The 22,431-nt window shown below is 42.5% G+C and carries 19 protein-coding genes; 4 read left to right on the top strand and 15 right to left on the bottom strand.

Annotated features, from left to right (window positions below; genetic code table 11):
* The first annotated feature begins 18 nt into the window (after positions 1-18).
* Positions 19-1,773 (top strand): bifunctional lysophospholipid acyltransferase family protein/GNAT family N-acetyltransferase, encoded by a 1,755-nt coding sequence (locus BLS59_RS04665; RefSeq protein ID WP_091145321.1) that lies wholly within the window; start codon positions 19-21, stop codon positions 1,771-1,773.
* 122 nt (positions 1,774-1,895) lie between these two features.
* On the opposite strand, the gene BLS59_RS04660 is transcribed toward BLS59_RS04665, so the two are convergent.
* The 9 genes from BLS59_RS04660 to rpsT form a co-directional block, all read right to left on the bottom strand.
* Positions 1,896-5,243 (bottom strand): TonB-dependent receptor, encoded by a 3,348-nt coding sequence (locus tag BLS59_RS04660; protein ID WP_091145318.1) that lies wholly within the window; start codon positions 5,241-5,243, stop codon positions 1,896-1,898.
* 101 nt (positions 5,244-5,344) lie between these two features.
* Positions 5,345-5,902 carry an Mpo1-like protein gene (locus tag BLS59_RS04655; protein WP_091145316.1) on the bottom strand — a complete coding sequence of 186 codons (558 nt, stop codon included), beginning with the start codon at positions 5,900-5,902 and terminating at the stop codon, positions 5,345-5,347.
* Positions 5,903-5,964: 62 nt separating this feature from the next.
* Entirely contained in the window at positions 5,965-7,530 is a 1,566-nt protein-coding gene (gene rny / locus BLS59_RS04650) for a ribonuclease Y (protein WP_091145312.1), read from the bottom strand.
* A 231-nt stretch (positions 7,531-7,761) separates the two neighbouring features.
* Positions 7,762-8,052 (bottom strand): cell division protein ZapA, encoded by a 291-nt coding sequence (locus tag BLS59_RS04645; protein ID WP_091145309.1) that lies wholly within the window; start codon positions 8,050-8,052, stop codon positions 7,762-7,764.
* A gap of 20 nt (positions 8,053-8,072) precedes the next feature.
* The gene (locus BLS59_RS04640) at positions 8,073-8,363 is read right to left on the bottom strand and encodes a hypothetical protein (protein ID WP_091145304.1); all 291 of its coding nucleotides are present in this window, start codon (positions 8,361-8,363) and stop codon (positions 8,073-8,075) included.
* A gap of 139 nt (positions 8,364-8,502) precedes the next feature.
* Positions 8,503-10,902, bottom strand: a complete 2,400-nt coding sequence (gene pheT, locus BLS59_RS04635; protein WP_091145301.1) for a phenylalanine--tRNA ligase subunit beta — start codon at positions 10,900-10,902, stop codon at positions 8,503-8,505.
* 155 nt (positions 10,903-11,057) lie between these two features.
* Positions 11,058-11,276: a hypothetical protein gene (locus tag BLS59_RS04630; protein ID WP_091145297.1), complete on the bottom strand. Its 219-nt coding sequence runs from the start codon at positions 11,274-11,276 to the stop codon at positions 11,058-11,060.
* Between the two features lie 124 nt (positions 11,277-11,400).
* Complete coding sequence (radC, locus tag BLS59_RS04625) at positions 11,401-12,099, bottom strand: RadC family protein (RefSeq protein ID WP_091145292.1); 699 nt, start codon at positions 12,097-12,099, stop codon at positions 11,401-11,403.
* 85 nt (positions 12,100-12,184) lie between these two features.
* Complete coding sequence (gene rpsT, locus BLS59_RS04620; protein WP_091145288.1) at positions 12,185-12,439, bottom strand: 30S ribosomal protein S20; 255 nt, start codon at positions 12,437-12,439, stop codon at positions 12,185-12,187.
* Positions 12,440-12,632: 193 nt separating this feature from the next.
* On the opposite strand from rpsT, the gene BLS59_RS04615 reads away from it, so the two are divergent.
* From BLS59_RS04615 to BLS59_RS04605, 3 genes are all read left to right on the top strand, one after another.
* Positions 12,633-13,394, top strand: coding sequence for a class I SAM-dependent methyltransferase (locus tag BLS59_RS04615; protein WP_205411187.1), 762 nt, complete (start codon positions 12,633-12,635; stop codon positions 13,392-13,394).
* Between the two features lie 56 nt (positions 13,395-13,450).
* On the top strand, positions 13,451-14,338 hold the full coding sequence (locus BLS59_RS04610; protein WP_162842554.1) for a zinc dependent phospholipase C family protein: 888 nt from the start codon (positions 13,451-13,453) through the stop codon (positions 14,336-14,338).
* Between the two features lie 111 nt (positions 14,339-14,449).
* Positions 14,450-15,142: a TapB family protein gene (locus BLS59_RS04605; RefSeq protein WP_143014043.1), complete on the top strand. Its 693-nt coding sequence runs from the start codon at positions 14,450-14,452 to the stop codon at positions 15,140-15,142.
* A gap of 8 nt (positions 15,143-15,150) precedes the next feature.
* Here the strand turns inward: BLS59_RS04605 and BLS59_RS04600 are convergent, their stop codons facing one another.
* From BLS59_RS04600 to BLS59_RS04575, 6 genes are all read right to left on the bottom strand, one after another.
* The gene (locus BLS59_RS04600; protein WP_091145280.1) at positions 15,151-15,807 is read right to left on the bottom strand and encodes a DedA family protein; all 657 of its coding nucleotides are present in this window, start codon (positions 15,805-15,807) and stop codon (positions 15,151-15,153) included.
* 44 nt (positions 15,808-15,851) lie between these two features.
* Positions 15,852-16,601 (bottom strand): DUF4397 domain-containing protein, encoded by a 750-nt coding sequence (locus BLS59_RS04595; protein WP_091145277.1) that lies wholly within the window; start codon positions 16,599-16,601, stop codon positions 15,852-15,854.
* Positions 16,602-16,609: 8 nt separating this feature from the next.
* On the bottom strand, positions 16,610-17,296 hold the full coding sequence (locus BLS59_RS04590; RefSeq protein WP_091145274.1) for a DUF4397 domain-containing protein: 687 nt from the start codon (positions 17,294-17,296) through the stop codon (positions 16,610-16,612).
* A gap of 114 nt (positions 17,297-17,410) precedes the next feature.
* Positions 17,411-18,535, bottom strand: coding sequence for a DNA polymerase III subunit beta (dnaN, locus tag BLS59_RS04585; RefSeq protein WP_091145271.1), 1,125 nt, complete (start codon positions 18,533-18,535; stop codon positions 17,411-17,413).
* A 164-nt stretch (positions 18,536-18,699) separates the two neighbouring features.
* The gene (gene gldG / locus BLS59_RS04580) at positions 18,700-21,096 is read right to left on the bottom strand and encodes a gliding motility-associated ABC transporter substrate-binding protein GldG (RefSeq protein WP_091145268.1); all 2,397 of its coding nucleotides are present in this window, start codon (positions 21,094-21,096) and stop codon (positions 18,700-18,702) included.
* Positions 21,097-21,315: 219 nt separating this feature from the next.
* Positions 21,316-22,422 (bottom strand): AI-2E family transporter, encoded by a 1,107-nt coding sequence (locus BLS59_RS04575; protein WP_091145265.1) that lies wholly within the window; start codon positions 22,420-22,422, stop codon positions 21,316-21,318.
* Positions 22,423-22,431 lie beyond the last annotated feature (9 nt).

Genomic DNA, 22,431 nt, shown 5'->3' with positions numbered 1-22,431 from the left:
ACACCCATTTTACAAAAAATGAAAGTAATAACCACCGAAGAGTTTGCCAAAGCCACTAAACTTGATAAGTTGAAGATGCCTGGCCTGGCCGCTTTATTGATGGAGCTGATGAAAATTAACCAGGTAAATGATCTGTTTGCCCAGGCACAGCCAAAACAAGGTATTGAATTTATTGACGCTATTTTAGAAGGTTGCGGCATAGATATTGAATTTGATGAGCGCGAGCTGCGCAACATCCCCAAAACCGGCAGCTTTGTTGCCATAGCCAATCACCCTTACGGCGGCATTGAGGGTATGGTGCTGTTAAAAATGCTGTTGATGGTTAGGCCCGATGCCAAGCTGATGGCCAATTTTCTGCTTAAAAAAATCCCTAACCTGAGCGACTTTTTTATCGCAGTTAACCCTTTCGAAAACGTAGAACATTCATCAAGTATAAGTGGTTTAAAAAACACGCTGGAGTTATTGAATAATGGCACCCCCATTGGTATTTTCCCTGCCGGCGAGGTATCTACCTTTAAGGTTGAGCAGCAGCAGGTAACCGACCGCCTATGGCACCCTGTAGTGGGTAAAATTATAGCCAAGGCTAAAGTGCCTGTAGTACCTATTTATTTCCATGGCAATAATGGCTTACTGTTTAACCTGTTGAGCCTTATTCACCCTGCACTGCGCACGGCTAAGCTCCCATCGGAGTTGTTTAATAAACACGGCCATACTATCAGGCTACGCATAGGTAAGCCCATTAACGTGGAGGACGTACCCGATCATAACAACGGCGCTAAACTGCTTAACTTTTTACGCGCCCGTACTTACGCCTTAGGCACTGGGTTGGAGGAAGAAAAAAAGATCTTCAATCCGCGCAATTTGTTTAAGATAAAACGCCTGCCTAATGCAGTAGTGCCCGAAATAGATGCAGAGCTGCTGGAAAAAGAAATAACCCCGCTGCGCGAAACCTACAAAGTTTGGACGGAGAAAAACTACGAAGTATACATTGCTCCAACCTCGGCTATCCCTAATGTAATCCGGGAGATCGGTCGCCTGCGGGAGATTACTTTCCGGGAGATTGGCGAGGGTACCAACAAGAGTATCGACTTGGATGAGTATGATATTTATTATAACCACCTGTTCATTTGGGATTTTGAAGCAAAGATGATCGTTGGAGCCTACCGTATTGGTTTGGGCGACGAGATTTTTTACAGCGTTGGCAAAAAAGGGTTTTACATTAACGAACTGTTTAAACTTAAAACCCAATTTATCCCTGTGCTGCGCAAAAGCCTTGAACTTGGCCGCTCGTGGATCAGGAAAGAATACCAAACCAAACCCCTGCCCCTGTTTTTACTTTGGAAGGGCATCCTGAAATTCCTGATAGATAACCCAAGGTATCGCTACCTTATTGGGCCGGTGAGTATCAGCAACTCGTTTTCTAAATTCTCCAAATCGCTTATTGTTGATTACATTAACCGTAACCACTTTGATCATGAAATGGCGCAATACGTAAAGCCACGTAAAAAGTTCAAGGTTGATTTTTCGAAAATTGATACCGACCTGCTAATGGCAGGCGAAGACAGCTTTAAGGGCCTCGACCATCTTATATCTGAAGTAGAAACACGTAACATGAAAGTGCCCGTGCTGCTGCGCCAGTACATAGCCCTAAACGCCAAGATCATCAGCTTTAACATCGACCCTAAATTTGCCGATTGTCTTGATGGTTTCCTTGTACTCGACCTGGAGAAAGTACCTCAGGATATTCTGGATAAGCTGGGTAAAAATTTATAAGCTATTTATCTGAACCTTGATTCATGGGATTTTAGGATTACCACGATATATAATTAAACAAAAGCGCCCTGCCAGATAAACCGGCAGGGCGCTTTTTATTTAGAATGTTTGGGTTGTTTCGCTTAGAAAGCGTAACGTAAACCAAACTGCATTTGCCAGCGTGAAGCAAACAAATCAACAGAGTAAGGCAATCCTGGATCCGCGAACGTATATTTAGGATAAGTTGTAGGAGCATTTTCAAATGATGGGGTTCCACCTTTTGCCGGTGCTAAACCAACACTTGCAGAAGAGTTGAAGGTATTTGCAGAGAAGTAATACTGACCCCATTTTTTATTCAACAGGTTAGTAAGGTTAACAATGTCGTAAGTAAAGGTTATTACCTGTTTACGTTTGCCGTTACCAAATTTAAAGTCCTGTGCAAAACGGAAATCTAACTGGTTGTTCCAAGGTGTGAAGGCAGCGTTACGCTCTGTAAATTCACCACGACGACCTGAAAGGTATTTATTTTTATCAATGAAAGCATCAAATGCTGCAGCTTGTTGTACTGCTGTTTTAGCAGGAGCTGTTGCAGTAGCAGCAATATCAGAGAAGAAATTAACAGTTTCGCCGCGTTTTGGAATGTACGCTAAGCTCAATTGCTGACCTGTTCCGTCAATAGCATTTGGATAGGTATCAAAGGTGTAAGGATTACCAGATTGTGAGCTAAAGAAGAAACTGAAGTTAGCTGTGTAGTTTTGAGCAGCATCCCAATCGTGTCTGAAGTTAACTGTAGATACAATGCGGCTACGGATATCAAAGTTTGAATTAGCCAAACCCGGGCTGTTAGGATTTAACGCCTGGTTTAACTGCCAGTTTGATTCCATTGAGTTACGGATACCGTTGGTAACATCTTTTGAATGACCGTAAGTATAAGCAGCTGTTACGTTTAAAGCATTATTTGGACCAAACTGCGTGTTTTTAGCCACTTGTGCAGTTAAGCTATAACGGTAACCTTCGCTGGTGTTTGATAAAAGGTAAGCATTGGTATATAATGGATTTATTTTACCCTTATTAAGACCAGTTGCCGTATTATTAAATATTGGCTGTTGTTTTTGTGTATCGTAAACGTAATAGGTTACCTGATCAAGTGTATTTACTTGTTGAAATTTCAAATCGTGGATAACTTTGGTATAAATACCTTCGCCTGTAAATTTCCACTGATCGGCAGTTGTGTAGTCAACAGCTAAACTGCTTCTCCAAACCTGCGGCATTTTAAAGTTATTGTCAATCATATCTACCTGTGTTGCACCTGCAGCAGAGGTATTAACAGCGGGAAGTTGCTTATTAACATAATTTAATTCGCCATTTGGAGCACTCTGTACCGGATTGGTACCTGGTGTTTGGGCAGATATACCGCTGCTTGGTGCTTTTACATCATAAGCTCCGTATGTTTTACCGTTGTTATAAAACGCGTAACCAAACCATGCAAAGGGAACACGACCTGTAAAGAAGCCGCTACCACCACGTACAATAACGCTTTGATCGCCGTTTACATCAAAGTTAAATGCCGCACGCGGATTCCACTCAATGTTACCAAGGTAGTTTTGCTTAATATCTTTGGGTTTGGTATACGTGTAGGTGTTGCCATAGTTAGGGTCAACCGGAGCGTTTGTCGTTTTATCACTCAATGGTTGTTTGTTTGGCACATCTGCATAATCGGCACGTAAGGCTAAGGTCAGTTTAAAATTGTCAGTTAACTGAATTTCATCCTGTCCATATAAGCTCAGCAGGTTAACTTTAAACTTGGCCGATGGATTAGCTAAAATATAATCACGGGTATTATTGGTGTAATTAAAGTTTGTACGTACACGAGAAGGGTTGTTATTAACAAAATCCTCTATGCTGCTATATGCTACACGACCGTTCCAGGCGTTAACAAAGTTATAGGTGATATCGTAGAACTCATTGTGTGTACCAAAAGTAAATGTGTGTTTACCTTTTGTCCAGGTTAAGTTATCAGTAAACTCGGCAGTTTTTTGGCGCATATCAAATATGGCAGCCTCACGGTCGGTACCCATAAATATGGTAGTACCCGGAGAACGGCCTGTGATCTCGATTTGGGGTAATGACGGATCTGAGTTAGGATCGCGGTAATCATGTACGTTTGAGTAACCTAATACCAAGCTATTGCTCACGTTGTTTGAGAACCTCGACTTTAACTCGGCAACGGTTGAAGTTGAGTTATTGTGTGAGGTATAGTCGATACCGCTAAAACGGAAGTTTTGCTGATCGCGCTCTAAGTTAGTTGCCGTTGAAGTAATGGTGTTGTTACGGATGGTTAACTGGTTGTTATCATTAATATTCCAATCCAAACGGTTAAAGAACTTGTTTGAGTTAGAGAAAATAGTGGTATTGTTATAAGTACCCGGATCAATGCCATTTGGGTGGGCGGCATCGGTAGTAAATGATTTAAATGCAGCAACCAGTTTATCACCATCTGCCTGGCTTAATATATTAGCTGAGCCATTGTGATCAAGTCCTCTGATAACAGGGTCCTGTCTGCGGGCAATTTCTTCGTTGGTAAAGAAGAATAATTTGTTTTTGATGATAGGCAAACCTAAACGGATACCTGTTTGGTAATCATGGAAATCAGAAAGGCTTGAACCATCACCGCCAGAAGCAGCCTTGGCATTATTGGGGCCCACCATAAATGAACCGCGACCAAAACCATAAACCGAACCGGTAAAGTCATTTGTACCGCTACGTGTTACAGCGTTGATACTACCACCTAATACGTTACCAATTTTAATATCGTAAGGGGCAACTAATACTTGTATATCCTGTATCGCATCTAATGATACCGGGCTTGTGCGTGTACTGCTACCAACCTGGCCCGATGCGTTGTTTTGACCACCTAATGACGGACTAAAACCAATCGCATCATTATTAATAGCACCATCAAGGGTCACGTTGTTATAACGGTAGTTAGTTCCCTGGAATGAGTTGTTATTACTTTGCGGTGTAGTACGTGTAAAATCCTGTAAGCTACGGCTAATTGAAGGTAGATTTTTGAGCTGGTTTTGACCAATGCGGGTGCTTGCACCTGTTTTTGTACCACCGGCGGTTCCCTTAATTTTCACTTCTTGCAGGTTTGTTGTTTCGTCAACAAGCGCAAAGTTAAAGGTAACGCTACCTAAGCTTAAGGTAACTTCTGTTTTTTCGTCTTTTTTATAGCCTATAAAAGAAGCTGAGAGGGTGTAAGGACCACCTGGGTTAACGTTGGCAATTGTGTAACGGCCATCGGCATTGGTTTGTGCGCCGTAGCGTGTTCCTGTGCTTGTGTTAAGTACAGTTACTGTTACACCGGGCAAGGTTCCGCCTTTTTGGTCGGTAACTTTTCCGCTTACTACCGATGTTGTAATTTGCGCTTTGGCAACATTAGCAACTCCAATAATCAGCATTGATAAAAGGATAAAGTAAATCTTTTTCATTTGTGTTTATTTATTGCACAAAGATTCAGCTACTATATTACCCCAATGTTAACACATGATTATATTTACTACCATTAGTTAACATTAAATGAAAAACATAATCAATACTTAACAAAAAGTTTTTTAAACAGTAAATGCAGAAAATAGGCCGGGGCTACAGCTAAGGATAAAAAAAGGAGCCTGGGTTTGGCTGCTGTAACCTCGCGCCCGTTGCCGTAAATTATGGCATTGAGCGATGGCAGCGCACATATAAAGCAGATTACCCACATAGGAAAACCACCCGCTGCCTGCCAGGCCAGCAGTTCAATAATGATATAACTAAAGCCCAACAGTATTAACAATACGATGTACGAAATGAGCGGCGACAGTTTCAGGTAATAGTAAATAGCTATAGCTATTACAAACGATGCCCAGTTAAAATAACCATTGTACTGGCCCAAAAAACCAAGATGCGGAAAGGGGATAGCCCATATCAACCCAAATAACCCGAATATCAACGGTGGGATACATATATAATGTATGGTTTTATTCACCGCATCCTGATGGCCTGCGGCGTATTCATTAAAATATTGCTCCGCGAGTTTCCCATCAGGCCGTGCCGGGTTGCCAGTGCCGGGTGATTGTTTTTTATTATCGGTATACTTTTTATCTGCTGCCATCTTATGTAATGCAAAAGCCCCTCCTGTTTTTAAGCAGAAAGGGCTTGTTTGTCTTCATTTTGTTACTTGGCAAACGCTACCGAACGGGTTTCCCTGATAACGGTAACTTTAATTTGCCCCGGGTAAGTCATTTCGGTTTGAATGCGGTTTGATATATCGGCAGCCAAAACTTCTGATTGTGCATCGGTGATTTTTTCGCTTTCAACAACTACACGCAATTCACGACCAGCCTGGATAGCGAATGTTTTTTCAACACCAGGGTATGACATCGCAAGTTCTTCCAATTCTTTCAAACGTTTGATGTAGCTTTCAACCACCTCACGGCGTGCACCCGGACGGGCACCTGAAATAGCATCACAAGCCTGGATGATCGGCGATAACATGGAAGTCATTTCAATTTCATCGTGGTGGGCACCTATGGCGTTACAAACTTCGGGATGTTCCTTATATTTTTCTGCCAGCTGCATACCTAAAATAGCGTGAGGCAATTCCGGGTTATCATCAGGTACTTTACCAATATCATGCAGTAAGCCTGCACGTTTTGCCATTTTTACGTTCAAGCCCAGTTCGGCAGCCATGGTGGCGCAGAAATTGGCTACCTCGCGTGAGTGTTGCAGCAGGTTTTGCCCGTATGATGAACGGTAACGCATACGGCCAACCATACGGATCAGCTCGGGATGTAAACCATGGATCCCAAGGTCGATCACTGTACGTTCGCCTATTTCAACAATTTCTTCTTCAATTTGCTTTTTGGTTTTGGCAACCACTTCTTCAATACGCGCAGGGTGAATACGACCATCTGTTACCAAACGGTGCATAGCCAGCCTGGCAATCTCGCGCCTAACCGGGTCAAATCCCGACAGGATAATTGCTTCCGGGGTATCATCAACGATGATCTCAATACCGGTAGCTGCCTCCAATGCACGGATGTTACGACCTTCGCGACCAATGATACGGCCCTTGATCTCATCATTTTCTATATTGAAAATAGATACCGTGTTCTCGATAGCGCTTTCTGTAGCGGTACGCTGAATGGTTTGGATAACTATCTTTTTAGCCTCTTTGGTAGCGGTAAGCTTAGCCTCGTCAACAATATCCTTTATCTGGATCATGGCCTTGGTACGTGCTTCTTCGCGAAGGTTATCAACCAATTGGTTTTTAGCTTCATCGGCAGAGATACCGGCAATGGTTTCCAGTTGCTGCACATGCGAATTTTTCAACACTTCAACTTCTTCTTGTTTCTTAACAACAATTTCGGTTTGTCTTTCCAGGTTTTTGCGGGTGTTATCCAGCTCACTTTCCTTGCGGTTCATGTTTTCCAGGCGTTGGTTTAAAGATTGCTCTTTTTGTTTAACACCATTTTCGCGCTGGTTGATAGCATTATTTTTGCTATTTACCTCAGCTTCATGTTCGGCCTTTAGTTGTAAAAACTTCTCTTTAGCTTCAAGTGATTTGTTTTTCTTCAGGATCTCGGCATTGTTTTCGGCATCTTTAAGTATCTTTTTTACTTTATTTTGCGCCGAAGCCTCCTGATCTTTAAAAAGCTTTCTTAGTAGAAAGCGCCCAATGACTATGCCCAGGCCAACGCCCAGGAGTAGTCCGATTATTCCGTATAGTAATATGTCCATTTTAGGTTTATTGGTATGTATATGTATAAAAAAAACCGCAACTAATTTTTAAGTATCATGTATTTAAAAACTTCATTTCGGATATTGGAATCATGGGTTACGTTAATACACGAGTAACGCATGCCTCTTAGATCCGCTCATATTGAAGCGTTAAGTTTTTAATAGTGAAACCTAAAATTTAACTGCGGTTAAATCTTAAATGTGCTCTGTTATATATGTAAAGAACGTTTATTACTTTGAGAAAAATTCGTTTAGCATATGATCTAACTGGTAAACCTTTTCGGCAACGTCGGTATCTTCAACAGTAACCTTTTTTTCGGCTTTTAATGATGATGTAGCATAATGCAACACACACATCGAAAGCAGATCCTGTTTATCCCTTACCGCGTAATTATCCTGATATTCCCGTATACGGTCATTGATCAGTTTTGCCGCCCTGCGTATTATTTCTTCTTCTTCCATGTTTACCTTTAAGGGGTAAACTCTGTCAGCAATATTTATTTTTATTGAGATTTCTCCCATTGAGCCTTTCACTTTTTGTATTATTTCTTCAATAATACAATACACTTATCTATTTCTTGCACAAAGTCGTTAATTTTTTGCTTTATGTCAAGACTTTTTTCATTTGTTTCTGAAAATGATTTTGCAAGTTTCAATACACGAAGCTTTTCTTCCAGCTCTTTTGTCTTGTTTTTGCTTGCATCAAGGGCAACTGTTAAGGCCTCACTTTCCAGCCTCAGCAGGTCATTATCCTCCTGTAACGCAGCACAAAGCTCAATCAACCTCGAGGTTTTATCTACTATGGTATTTAATTGTTGTGCTACGGAAGGCATATTTTAAACCCTAAACTCTAATTTCTAAATTCTAAAAAAACACTAAACTCTAATTCTAAATAAAAACACTAAACTCAAACCTTAATCTCTAAACTCAAATTTTATTTCTATGATTTAGAGATTAGAACTTAGAACTTTTTTATTTCCTTATCTCCGCTCCTGCTTCTTTTCCTAAATTATAAATTAATTTTTGCATTATGCTGTCGATGGCTTTATCGGTTAAGGTTTTTTCAATATCCTGAATGATAAAACTAAGCGCGTATGATTTTTTACCGGCTGGTAATTTATCGCCCTGGTAAACGTCAAATACACTTACTTCCTTCAACAGCTTACGTTCGGTACGCTGGGCTATTTGTTTAAGCTGACCAAACGAAACGGCCTTATCTATCAGCATAGACAGATCTCGCCTTACCGCCGGGAATTTTGAAACCTCCTGGTAAACAATTTTATTTTTACGGATGGCAGACAACACCAGGTCGAAATTAAAATCGGCATAGAAAACTTCTTTATCCATATCTGCCTTTTTCAACGCAGCCGTACCCACCGGACCAAATTTTACCAGTTGCTTGCCATTAAGCGCGTATTGCAGGCCAAAAGCCAGCTTACTGCAAGTAGCATCTTCAACTACATAATCTGTAATACCAAGGCGTTGTAATATGCCGTCAACAATAGCTTTCAGATTATAGAACGATACCGGCTTTTGTTTTTGGTTCCATTGCTCGGCAGTATCGGCACCGGTAATAAATACCGAGAAACGTTGCACTTCGCTGTATTTATCATCCTTTACACTATACACTTTGCCAAACTCATAAAATTTAGAGTCGGCACTGCGGCGGTTTTGGTTATAGGCAATAGCTTCCATGCCCGAGTATAGCAGGGTTTGGCGCATTACGTCGAGATCGCTGCTTAGCGGGTTAAGGATCTTTACGGCCGCATCAAGGTTATCTGAATAGGCCGATTTGGTCAGCGAGTTCGACAATATCTCGTTAAAACCGTTGGCAGTCAATAAATCCGACAGTTGATTTTGAACCGTATCTTTCTCTGGTCTTACCGAGTTATTTAACGAAGCTCTTATCTGGGTTGGGATATGAATATTATTGTAGCCGTAGATCCGCAGAATCTCCTCTACTATATCCACCTCACGCGTTACATCTACCCGGTAAGGAGGTACTTGTAACGACAGCCCATCTTCGGTTTCATGAACTATTTTGATATCCAGCGCTTCAATAATGGCCTTGATCTCGCCGTGAGTGATCTTCTGCCCTATCAGCCTGTCGATATTTTTGTAGGTTACATCAAAAGCAAAAGGCGCAACCGGTGCAGGGTAATGATCAGAAATTTCTGACGATACCTCGCCGCCCGCAACCTGCTGAATAAGCAAAGCTGCACGTTTAAGCGCGAAAACAGTCATATCCGGATCGGTACCACGTTCAAACCTGAATGAGGCATCTGTTTTTAAACCATGCCTTTTGGCAGTTTTACGTACAGACACCGAATTGAAGTAAGCGCTTTCTAAGAAGATATTTTTTGTACTTCCCTTAACACCAGATTTTGCACCGCCGAAAACACCGGCAATACACATTGGCTCTTCGGCATTACCAATCATCAGGTCGTTTTCAGATAGCTTACGATCAACATCATCAAGCGTTTTAAAAACTGTTCCTTCAGCGTAGTTTTTAACCAGTACTTTGTTACCTGTTATATCATCAGCATCAAATGCGTGCAATGGCTGTCCAAGTTCATGCAGTACATAATTGGTAACATCAACAATATTATTGATACTGCGGATGCCGATAACTGCCAGCCTTTCCTTTAACCATTTTGGCGATTCCTTAACCTCAACACCGCTGATGGTTACGCCAGAATACCGCGGACTTGCATGCTCGTTCTCTACAATAACCTCAACGGTACGGCTGGTGTTGGCCACTTTAAAGTCGCTAACATCGGGCCGGGTAACGCCAATTTTCAGAAACGCGGCAATATCACGGGCAGTACCCAGGTGCGATGTAGCATCGGCACGATTGGGAGTTAGCCCAATCTCGTACATATAATCGTCGTTAAGTTTAAAGTAATCTTTGGCTAACGTACCAACAACAGCATCGTCATCAAGCACCATAATACCGGCATGATCGGTACCTAAACCAATCTCATCCTCGGCACATATCATACCTTCGGATGCTTCACCACGGATCTTTGATTTTTTTATGGCGAAAGGCTCGCCGGTAACGGGGTAAACGGTAGTGCCAACAACGGCAACCACCACTTTTTGACCTGCTGCAACGTTGGTTGCGCCGCAAACAATCTGCAAATCTTCAGGCCCGCCTACATCAACTTTGGTTACATGCAGGTGATCTGAATTGGCATGGTCAACACATTCCTTTACATAGCCAATCACCAAGCCTTCTAAACCGCCGGGGACAGGCTGTACTTTCTCCAGGCTTTCCACTTCCAAACCGGTACCGGTTAGGATAATTGAAATTTCCTGAGGAGTTTTATCTGTATCAATAAATTCTTTAAGCCAGTTATACGATATCTTCATTATTCAAGAATGATAATCGGCAAAGATATAAAGATTTCAGATGTGCGGGTGTGCAGATTTCAAATGTGAAGATTTTATAGATACAAATTTCAGATGTGAAGATTAATAAAATAATCATCTGCACATCTGAAATCTAAAATCTGCACATCTATCTACTAATCCTCATCCAGATCGTCATCATCTAAATTTAATGTGTACGATGGTTCTGATGCATCATAAGCCTGGTTGGCCTGATCTGTTTCGTCGGTTTCGCCGATATCTTCGTTGGTATCATCAAAACCGTTTGAATGTATGTCCTGCTGGCTCATTTGCTCATCGCTCTGGCTTAGCAGATCGTCTTGTTCTAATTGGTCGTCGTCTTCTGGGTCAATCATGATATATTAGTTTTAATTTGTTTAGTTAGAACGTTGTGTAATCGGGCTTGTTTCAAAGTATTTACAATTCATGCTATCATCTGAAATTTGAAATCTGCACATCTGAAATCTATAATCTGCACATCTACAAAAGGTCTTCATCTCCAAAGCTAAAATACCCGCTATCGGTAATGATCAGGTGATCGAGGATGTTTATCTCCAGCATGCGCCCTGCGGCACTTATATTTTTGGTGAGGGCAACGTCTTGCTGACTGGGTTTAAGATTGCCAGAGGGATGATTATGCACCAAGATAACCCCGCTGGCCTGGTGCTGCAGCGCCATGTGAAAGATAATCTTAGGATCGGCCACCGTTGCAGACAGGCCTCCTTTGCTCACCAGCTCCTTAGCCAGTACCTTTTGGGAACGCCCCATGAGGATGATCCAAAACTCTTCGTGGTTTAAATCCATCAAATGGCGGCGCATAAGATTATAACCATCGCGGCTGCAGGTAATATAATCAATGGCCTTGGTTTCGGTATCGTTACGGCGGCGGCCTATTTCCAGCGCGGCAATAATAGAAATTGCCTTGGCCTCGCCTATCCCCTTAAATTTACTCAGCTCGCTTATGGAAGCCTTGCCCAGTTTATTCAGGTCGTTTTCATAATGGTGCAGGATGCGTTTGCTCAGTTCAACCGCGGTTTCATTGCGGCTACCCGAGCCTATTAGTATGGCAATAAGCTCGGCGTCGGTTAGCGCGCGCCGGCCCTGGCCGCTCAGTTTTTCACGCGGACGGTCTTCTTCGGCCCATGATTTTATACTGATCTTGTTGTTGTAGTTTTCCACGGCATTAAAGTAGTGAAAAAACTACCAAACAAAAAAGGGATCATGCCTGCGGCACAATCCCTTTTTTATATCGTGAAAGCTAAGATTAGCTTAAGCCGTTTACAAATTTAGTAAGCTTCGATTTATTGTTTGAAGCTTTATTTTTGTGAATAACATTCTTTTTAGCCAAACGATCTAACATAGAGATCACTTTAGTTAAAAGAGTGCTTGCATCAGCCTTAGTGGTAGTGCCTCTTAATTTTTTAATAGCGTTCCTGGTTGTTTTAGCCTGGTACCTGTTGCGCAGACGCTTCGCAGCGTTTGACCTGATTCTTTTTAAGGATGATTTATGATTTGCCATCGTATAGCTTTGTTATTCTTTTTCTACTTATTTTAAGGACTGCAAATATAGGGTGATAATTTGTAATATGCAAATCGTTTTTAATTTTAGTTTTCAATACATAATCTGCTTAAAAATAATAAAACAACGCTTGCGTTAACATTGGCATAATGCTATCCTGCTAACTTTAAGGTATATAATAACGCGATACACTATGACAATCAATAACAGCACCACAAGATTTAGCAACCGGGTAGACGATTATGTGAAATACAGGCCGCATTATCCCAAAACTATAGTCGAGTTTTTGCAGGACAATTACCAGCTTACGAGAGATAAATTAATTGCCGATGTTGGTGCCGGCACAGGCATTTCTACCGCCTTATTTTTAGATGCCGGTTACCCAGTTACAGCCGTTGAACCCAACAAAGAAATGCGCGACAAATCCGTTGAGCTTTTAAACACATATCCCGGATTTAAAGCGCAGAATGGCACCGCCGAGCAAACCGGACTTGCAACGGGAAGTATAGACGCCGTTATTGCGGGGCAGGCTTTCCACTGGTTTAATGCGAAAAAAACACGGATAGAATTTAAACGCATCCTGAAACCCGGCGGCTTTGTTGCCCTGATCTGGAATGAAAGAAAAACCGCATCTGATTTTGAAATAGCGTACGACCAGTTGATCATCAAGCACGCCAGCGATTATGTAAAAGTAGATCACCGCAATATCGACGACGAGCATATCGGCAGCTTCTTCAACCCCGAACCATTCCGGCTCGAAACATTTGAAAACAAACAGATCTTTGATTTTAATGGCTTAACAGGGCGCTTGCTTTCTTCCTCTTACATGCCAACCAAAGCAGATGAAGGTTACCAGCTCATGATAACAGATCTTAAAGCCCTTTTTGATAAATATCAGCAGGATGATGTGATCGTTATTAATTATGATACTAAGGTTTATGTGGGGAGGTTGTAGTTATTTCTAATTATAGTCTACCAAGAAAATCAAAACTTAAACCCATATTTACCTGCATGAAGCGGCGTATCGTTTTAAGTTTATCCGGCATTTGTTTAATCCTGCTCTGCTCGTCATGGGGTTTCTTTGCGCATTACCGCATTAACAGCCTGGCCGTTTACACGCTACCTAAAGCCATGGCAACCTTTTACAAGGCCAACATCAACTACATTGTGGAACATGCCGTAAGTGCCGACAAACGCCGCTATGTGGACTCTACCGAAGCACCAAGACATTACTTCGATGCCGATCATTATGGCAAGCGGCCTTTTATGGCCATGCCCCTGAAATGGAAAGATGCCGCCGCCAAATACACCGCCGATACCTTGGATAAATATGGCACCGTTCCGTGGACCATCCAATATCAATATTATAAACTGGTGCGGGCATTCAAAGCACATGATACTACGGGTATTCTCAGCGCGTCGGCCAATCTGGGCCATTACGTTGCCGATGCACACGTTCCGCTGCACCTCACCCTAAACTATAACGGGCAACTCACCGGCCAAACCGGCATACACGCGCTTTGGGAAAGCCGCATTCCCGAACTTTTTGCCGATAAATACCGCCCCATAACCGGCAAAGCCCGCTATATAGAAAATCCGCTGAATGAAGCTTTCAGAATTTGCCGGGCATCATTTAAAAGTGTAGATACCGTACTGCGATTTGAACGCCTGCTCAGCAAAACCTTCCCGCCAGATAAAAAATATGCTATGGTACTACATGGCAAAAAACAAATTCAGGATTATTCCGAAGCCTATAGCGCCGCCTACCAAAAAATGCTTGGCGGAATGGTTGAAAGAAAGATGCGCGAATCGGTAATATCCGTCGGCAGCTTTTGGTATTCGGCATGGGTAGATGCCGGACAGCCGGATTTGAATAGTCTTACCCTCAAAGCCCAATAGTACTCCTGCAACATTACGTAATTTCCGCAGGCCGATAGCGTGGTTATACCATTGTAGTTAATAGCCATTTACATGATTTTTGAAGTGTTAAAACCTCAAAATCAAATGGCTATGAAAAAGATTATGCTAACTATAATACCGCTCTTAATCGCGGTTCAATTGGCATCAGCACAAAATTGCAGTCAGTTTATTAACGCGCTCAACGGTAAAAAACTCACATACTCCAACCAGGATGCAAAAGGGAAAGAGCAGGGCAAACTTATATACACCACCACCAAAAAGGATGCGGCTACAATTACGGTACACAGCGAAGTATCCGGTAAAGACGGTAAGACTATTGGCGGCGGCGACTCCGAGATCATGTGCGACGGCGGAATTATTAAAATTGACATGAAAGCCTTTATCCCTGCCGCTTCAATGAAACAATACGGCAATATGCAAATGAGCGGCGAAGCCAAATATCTTACTTACCCCGTTAATCTTACTGTTGGTCAAACGCTTGAAGATGGCTCAGTAACTATAAACATGGGCAGTGGAGGCGCGCAAATAAGCGCAATGCAAATGGATATTGTTAACCGTAAAGTAGAAGCCGCAGAACCTGTATCCACCAGTGCAGGCAGTTTCGACTGTTTAAAAATAACCTACGATGCTACCATTAAAGTAAAAACCATGGGTATCGGCATTCCGTTTCACATGAAAGTTATTGAGTGGTACGCGCCCAAAATAGGCAGGTTTGTAAAATCAGAAACCCACAACAAAAGCGACAAGCTCATGGGCAGTACAGTCCTCGAATCTATAAACTAAAACTACTACTACTTAACAACAGCTTTTTTACCCGAGCGGCTTTTTATAGCGGCGTAAATTGGCGGCACTACCGATATCAGGATAATAGCCATTACAACAATGGTAAAGTTTTCTTTGATAACCGGGATGTTGCCAAAAAAGTAGCCGATGAATAAGAAGCTAAGTACCCATGCTGCACCGCCAACTATATTATAAAGACTGTAGCGTAAAAATGGCATATGCCCTACCCCTGCCACAAAAGGCGCAATGGTTCTTATGATGGGTAAAAACCTGCTGAATATTACAGCCTTGGCGCCATGCTTATCAAAAAAAGCTTTGGTATTAAGGTAATACTCTAACTTTAATATTTTGTTATCCTCCTTAAAAACTTTGGGACCTAAGTAATTACCAAGCATATAATTAACCGTATTACCCGCAAAGGCCGATATTACCAGTAAAACAGCAATCAAGTAAATATTTAGACCGGTGTTACCGGTAGCTATAAGCGCGCCTGCGGCAAACAACAGGGAATCGCCGGGTAAAAATGGAGTTACAACAAAACCGGTTTCGGCAAAGATAATTGCAAACAGGATTAGGTATGTCCAACCCTGGTAATCCCGTGTGATCTGGCTCAGATGGGTATCAATATGCAATATAAAGTCGATAATGGCTTTTATTATTTCCATAGTTTAATTTTTGCCCAAAAATAGAAATATAAAAAGAATAGCCGCTATTGCGTAGTCTTAATAAGCAGATTATTGTTCAATACAGCTGCTCCAAAGGCAACAGAATCTGTCCGGCCTACAATACCTATGGTATAAACGGTGTAAGCATGCCCATCCTGAATGGTAACATTTGGTATGGTATATTCAATTTTTGTAGGCGTTTTGTAGGTTGCAATAGTTAAGTTATAGCTGCCGGCTGGTATGGTAACGTATTTTGAAATGGTATTGAATGGCCTGTTTTCAAAAACTTTAGACAAGGTATCATTCATACGCAAATTAAGCGTAGGCGATGACGGCGAAGTATGTGCAAACCTTATTTTGGCATTACCTATTGATGGCAGGGTTGCCGTATCCAGCGATAACATGGAATTTTTGATAGAGCTATCGGCCCGGTACCCGGTTACAAAAAGCGTGTATTTGGAGTTGGCTTTTAACGCGGTGTCAATTTGAAACGGCAATACTACGGGCGCCGTAGTAGCTGTACGCAATTGCAAAGGCGGATCCAACGTCCCCAGGAAAAAATAATCTGAATTGTTAGGATAGGTATACGTTGTGGTGCTTTGCTTAATGGTTCGCTGGTACAGGTTAAAAGGCTGCGCATCCGGACTTAAATTAATGATCTGCAATTGTGTGTTTAACCCTGCCGGGTTGGCATTGCTATTTTTACCGCATGACGAAATAAAGGGCAGCACCAATGCAATTGCAACAAGCAATGAAAACGATAACAGGAAACTGTTTTTATGTTGATTAGCCATTAATATTTCTATTTGTTAACTATTAAGCCATCGGCAAGTCCCTGGTTACCTATGAGGGTTACCGTACCATAACCAAATATCGTATATATCCCGTTTGCAGCAAGCGTAATCGTATCGCGCAATGGCTGGCCTGGAAATCCCTGCCTGTAAATGACTATTGGTACATCGCCGCTTTTAACCCTTATAAACTTGGTTGTTCTTTTGTATGATACCGTATCAAACATAACCACATCTGCCACACCTGTACCGGCAAAAGCCAGCATCAATTTACCGGCACTTGGCGATGCATTTACAAAGCGCAGCTTTGCAAAATCGGCGGTATCTGCAACAAGCGTATCGGTAGTAAAAAATGTATCATCTGCTGTTTGGCCGGCAACGTACAAACTGTACACTTTAGCAGTATCGAAAGGAAAAGCCTTAGTAAACAATGGCACAGTACTACCTGCTATTTTTACCTGGTAATTTTGTGTACCTGCAGTAACCTGCGTATATCCTAAAGTACCGCCCGGAAAATAGCTGCTGCTGTTAGTAATACGGGTACCGTTCAAATAAAAGTTTATGGTATTGTTTGATGCGTTTACAAAGTTAACGCTGGTGGTTAGCTGGTCTACCGGTTTATCATCATTTTTTTTACATGACGATATAACGGCAACACTTAAAGCAACAAAAAACAAAACCCGGATACTGATATTCATATTTAATTATAAGCTATATAACTGCCTGCCGCAAAATTTGTTATCCCGGCGAACAAAAAAGTCCGGATTTTTAAAGCCGGACTCGTTTTTTGGATTTATAATTTAAGTTTACACTTAAGCATAGCTATTGAGCATAACCGGCATAACCAGCATCAGCACATCTTCATTTTCATCACCACCCTGCGGCAGTAATAATCCGGCACGGTTTGGTGTCGACATTTCCAAAGATACTTCTTCGCAACTTAAATTCTTCAACATTTCTATTAAAAAACGTGCATTGAAGCCAATTTCCATATCCTCACCTTCGTACTGGCAGCTTAAACGCTCATGCGCTTCGTTGGCAAAATCAATATCTTCTGAGGAGATATTAAGCTCGCTGCCATTAATTTTAAGCCTTACCTGGTGGGTGGTTTTGTTGGCATAAATAGCCACACGGTTTAACGAACCCAGGAAAGTAAGCCTGTCTATAGTTAATTTATTTGGATTAGTTTGTGGTATAACCGCTTCATAATCAGGATAGCGCTCATCAATTAAGCGGCAAACCAGGTTAATGTGGCCAAATTTAAAGAATGCGCTGGTTGAGTTATACTCTACAGATACATTTACATCATCTGATGGTAACGATGATTTAAGCAGTGTTAACGCCTTTTTTGGCAATATGAACGATGTTGTGCTTGCGGCCTTGGCATCCTTACGGCGGTAACGTACCAGCTTGTGGGCATCGGTAGCTACAAAGGTAAGGTGCTGGGTGCTTAACTGGCAGTAAACACCTGTCATAGCGGGGCGCAACTCGTCATTGCTTACTGCAAAAATAGTTTTGTTTATAGCCTCGGCCAATACCGACGCCGGTAAATTTACCGATGATGCATTTTCAACAACCGGTATCTTCGGAAAATCCTCGCCATTCTCGCCGCTCAGTTTGTATTTACCATCTCCGGCGTTAATTTCAATAGCGAAGGTACTATCATCTACCGAAAAGGCCACCGGCTGCTCTGGTAATGATTTTAAGGTCTCTAACAAAATACGCGATGGTATGGCAATGCGGCCATTCTCCTTAGCTTCAACAGTAAGGGAGGTGGTCATGCTGGTTTGCAGGTCGGTTGCAGAAATGGTTAAGTTTCCATCCTTTATCTCGAACAAGAAGTTTTCCAGTATAGGTAATACGGTACTGTTACTTAACGCGCCGCTTACTGCCTGCAGTTGTTTGAGTAATGTTGATGTAGAAACAATAAATCTCATATGGGTCTATTTAATCAATCAAAAATATAAAATTAAGCCTCACCTAAACGGCGAAGCCCTCATGTAATAATCCTCTCAAAGGAGAGGACTTTAACTTCTCTCTTTTAACCCCTCTCCTTTGGAGAGGGCAGGGTGAGGCTAAATGGTTATCAAAAATATAAAATTTAATGGGCATACTTTCGCTTGCGAATATAATGTTGAAAAATAGCACATATTAACACTAATAGCAGCGGCCCAACTGTATTTACCAGCTGCCAGTACATTTTTTCGTTGCGGATGCGGGGGCGGTTAAGCAGCCTTATCTTTATCTCTTTGGTACGCAGCGCAATAAGGCCCGAGTCGTCGGTCATATAGTCGGCAATATTCAGCAGCAGGTTCTTGTTGCCATAGGTTTTTTGCGTGTAACGGTCATACCCCAGCGGATAAGGCGAACCATCGGCACCTACCTGATTTTTTAAAATATCGCCATCGCTGATCACGATCATCTTGGTTGGCTTGCTTTCGGGCAGTATGTTAACCTGCTCTTTGAGGCTATCGGGCAGGGGGCGGTTGCGCCAGTCTGATATGAATTTACCCTCTAACAATACAGCCACCGTTTTAGGCTCGCCCTGAAAATCCTTGGGATTGGGTGCCTGTTCCAGGGCTTGCAGCGACAGGATATGCGGGGCGCTTAATTTTTTATTATATGGCGATGAACTAAGCAGAATAGTTTGTTTGATATTTTTTACCTGCAACAGGTCAATAGTGCTGGCAAACTCACTGCGGATGGCATCCAGGTTTTTAACTACCGGATGTTTGGAAACCGGCATAAACAGTGGGTAAAACAACCAGGGCAACAACTGAATTTGCGCCTGCCCTCCCAAATCGCCCATACTTACGGGGATTGGCGAGCAGCTCATATCGGCTATCAGGTCATAATTGATACGCACCCCATACCTAAACAGCTGATCATCTAAATTTAATTGTTTGGCAAAGGCCAGTTGTTCGCCGCCATGTCCGCGCAGGCTGTCCAGTTCGGCATTTACCTGGTCTATGGCCCAAAGCACACGACCACCACGCATAATATACTGGTCGAGTTTGAATTTTTCCAGTTCGGTGAATTTTTTATCGGGCTTGGGAATTACCAGCAGTTTTAAGTTTTGCAATGCGCCAAAAGGGATAGTAGCCAAATTAACCCTGCCAACCTCATACCCATCCGACAATGATTTCATTGCATCGTTCAGTTGCAGGTCGGTCAGTTCCCCATGCCCTTCGGTAAAGCCAATTTGCGGCTTCCCGCCCATCGTAGCTTTTTTAATTGCCGATGAAAAAGCATATTCCAGATTTTGGATAGAGTTATTTATCGATTCCTCGTCAGAAAGTCCTAAACGGCGCTGTAATAAATTTACCGGGATCTCCTTTCCGTTGGATGCAACCAGCGCCGATGAGATCAGCAGTTTTTGAACCACACCATCATCGGTTTTAAAGCTCCAGTTTTGCGGGGTGAGCCCTTTGTCTGATAAGCCTTGCAGCGTACTGTTTTGCTGCTCCTCGCTTAATCCCTTCAGCGGGTCGACAAAGTTAAATTGCAGCTTACCATGGCTATAAGCTTGCAGATCGCTCAGCATATCGCGGGTGGCGCTTTGCAGGTGTTTAAACCCGGCAGGCAGTCCATTGCTTTGCAGGTAAACGGTAACCTTTACCGGCTTGGGCAGGCTATCCATAATTTGCCTGCTTACAGGCGATATGGTGAAACGCTTTTCAGTAGTAAAATCAAAACGGGTAAAAGCAAACTGTGCACATACGCCTATGGCAATAAATACCGTAAGTATGCCGAACATAATGCTGCCGCGCAATTGCTTTTGCCTTTGTTTTATCAGTACAAAAATGGTAAGCCAAACAAAAATGCCGGCTAATAATATAAAGTAAATAAGATTGCGGGTATCTAATACACCCCGGCTTACTGACTGATAATGTTCGGTAATGCCCAATGCCTGCAAGCCCAGATCTTGCAGGGATAACAGCTGGCTCAATGAATCGAACCCGCTATAAAAAAAGAAACAGAGGAACACCGCCACTGTAAAGGCAATGATCTGGTTTTTGGTGATAGATGATGCGAATAAGCCGATAGCAGCAAACGAGGCACCCAATAAAAACAAACCGATATAGGAACCGATTACCGCACCCGTATCAATATTACCTTGCGGCGTACCCAATGTACTTACCGAAAAGTAGTAAACAAGCGTGGGCAATAAAGCAAACAGCACCAGTAATACACTGGCGAAATACTTGCCAAGCACAATTTGCCAGTCGGTAAGGGGGCGGGTAAAAAGTAGCTCGAAGGTTCCCTCCTTGCGTTCTTCGGCCAGTGAGCGCATGGTAATGGCCGGCACCAGGAACATAAACAGATACGGCGCGGTACTAAACAGGCTTTCGAGCCCGGCATAACCGTAATCTAATATGCTCGAATCGGGGAAAACCCACAGAAATAAACCCAGCACCAATAAAAATACACCAATGGTAACATACGCCACCAGCGAACTCAGGTACGAGATAATTTCTTTTTTAAGGATGCTTAACACAGTAATTAATGTTGATGGCCGAAATTACAATATTAATATACTAAAGCAAATTGGAAATGAGATAGGACTCACCAGTTAAGAGAATGAGTAAAAGTGAGGGATAGTGCGATTCCCCTCTTGAGAGGGGTGGAGGGGTGTGTTTATAGGCAATGCAAAAGCAGAAACACACCCCTCCCATTGCACATCCTCACACGCCCCCTCTCAAGAGGGGAATATAATCTAACCCTCCTTCGGCGGCAATACAGCTTTCTTTCTTCTACCCCAAATTTCACCTTTATGGCGGGTGGGCACGGTATCGCCCAATAGTTTGCCCCAAGGTTTAAGACCATCAATACGATCAAAGATGATCTTTAGCACCGCTATAAACGGGATAGACAGGAACATACCCGACAAGCCCCAAAGCATATTACCCAACAACACTACCACAATGGATATCAGCGCGTTGATCTTTACTTTTGACGATACAATGCGCGGTACCAGGATATTGTTATCAATAAACTGGATCACCAGGTAAGCTATTACTACCCCCAGTTGGGTAGAGTAACCATCTTTAGTTACGGTAGCCATTAATACCGGCAGGGCTATAGCTATAATACCGCCAATGTAAGGCAACAGGTTTAATATTGCCCCTATAACCCCAATCAGTATACCGTATTTAACACCAAGCAGCACAAGCGCGGTAGAGTTAAGTACAGCTACGATGGCGGTTTCGGTAAGCAAGCCTATTATATAACTTTGAATAGCCAGCTTGGTTTCTTTTAGTATTTCGGCCACACTTTTTGAATTTTCTTCGGCAAATGCTTCAAAGAAAAAATTAAGGATTAGCGTTTTATAGTACAGCGTTAAAAACACGTAAACAGGTATCACAAATACCAACCCCAACGTGCCTAATACCGAACCCAGCGTACGCCCCACCATCGACTGACTATTATCAAGCGCATCTTTGATCATTTGGTTTTGCTTATCAACCGTCAGCCCAAATGTGGTGGCTACCCAGCCTTTAAAAGTAACGGAGATCTCCCCAAACTTTTGTTTCAGCATAGGCAGCGACTCGCCAAACTGGATCATTTGCGTAGAGAGGAAATAAAACAAACCCGCTATAACAATAGCCGCAATAAACATGGTTATTACTATAGCAAATATTTTGGGCACCTTATGCCCCTGCAGCCAGTTGCATACAGGGTTTAGCAATACGGCTATAAAAGCCGCAAACGCCAGTGGGATAAGCACATCCGCCAGCTGGCCAAACACATATACCAGTAATATGAGCCCGAAAAGTATAACGGTACTCTTTAAATAAAATGGGTAATCTTTTACAGCAGGCATACACAGGAG

It is taken from the genome of Mucilaginibacter pineti (assembly GCF_900101875.1).
Lineage (GTDB): Bacteria > Bacteroidota > Bacteroidia > Sphingobacteriales > Sphingobacteriaceae > Mucilaginibacter > Mucilaginibacter pineti.
The sequence above is the reverse complement of the archived record's forward strand: the minus strand, read 5'-3'. Positions and strand labels throughout refer to the sequence as shown.

Coding starts and splice junctions, on each gene's coding strand:
- BLS59_RS04630 (WP_091145297.1), bottom strand. CDS start 11,276: ATGATTGACCCAGAAGACGACGACCAATTAGAACAAGACGATCTGCTA.
- BLS59_RS04655 (WP_091145316.1), bottom strand. CDS start 5,902: ATGGCAGCAGATAAAAAGTATACCGATAATAAAAAACAATCACCCGGC.
- BLS59_RS04590 (WP_091145274.1), bottom strand. CDS start 17,296: ATGAATATCAGTATCCGGGTTTTGTTTTTTGTTGCTTTAAGTGTTGCC.
- rpsT (WP_091145288.1), bottom strand. CDS start 12,439: ATGGCAAATCATAAATCATCCTTAAAAAGAATCAGGTCAAACGCTGCG.
- dnaN (WP_091145271.1), bottom strand. CDS start 18,535: ATGAGATTTATTGTTTCTACATCAACATTACTCAAACAACTGCAGGCA.
- BLS59_RS04665 (WP_091145321.1), top strand. CDS start 19: ATGAAAGTAATAACCACCGAAGAGTTTGCCAAAGCCACTAAACTTGAT.
- pheT (WP_091145301.1), bottom strand. CDS start 10,902: ATGAAGATATCGTATAACTGGCTTAAAGAATTTATTGATACAGATAAA.
- BLS59_RS04640 (WP_091145304.1), bottom strand. CDS start 8,363: ATGCCTTCCGTAGCACAACAATTAAATACCATAGTAGATAAAACCTCG.
- BLS59_RS04610 (WP_162842554.1), top strand. CDS start 13,451: ATGAAGCGGCGTATCGTTTTAAGTTTATCCGGCATTTGTTTAATCCTG.
- rny (WP_091145312.1), bottom strand. CDS start 7,530: ATGGACATATTACTATACGGAATAATCGGACTACTCCTGGGCGTTGGC.
- BLS59_RS04595 (WP_091145277.1), bottom strand. CDS start 16,601: ATGGCTAATCAACATAAAAACAGTTTCCTGTTATCGTTTTCATTGCTT.
- BLS59_RS04645 (WP_091145309.1), bottom strand. CDS start 8,052: ATGGGAGAAATCTCAATAAAAATAAATATTGCTGACAGAGTTTACCCC.
- BLS59_RS04575 (WP_091145265.1), bottom strand. CDS start 22,422: ATGCCTGCTGTAAAAGATTACCCATTTTATTTAAAGAGTACCGTTATA.
- BLS59_RS04600 (WP_091145280.1), bottom strand. CDS start 15,807: ATGGAAATAATAAAAGCCATTATCGACTTTATATTGCATATTGATACC.
- BLS59_RS04605 (WP_143014043.1), top strand. CDS start 14,450: ATGAAAAAGATTATGCTAACTATAATACCGCTCTTAATCGCGGTTCAA.
- BLS59_RS04660 (WP_091145318.1), bottom strand. CDS start 5,243: ATGAAAAAGATTTACTTTATCCTTTTATCAATGCTGATTATTGGAGTT.
- BLS59_RS04615 (WP_205411187.1), top strand. CDS start 12,633: ATGACAATCAATAACAGCACCACAAGATTTAGCAACCGGGTAGACGAT.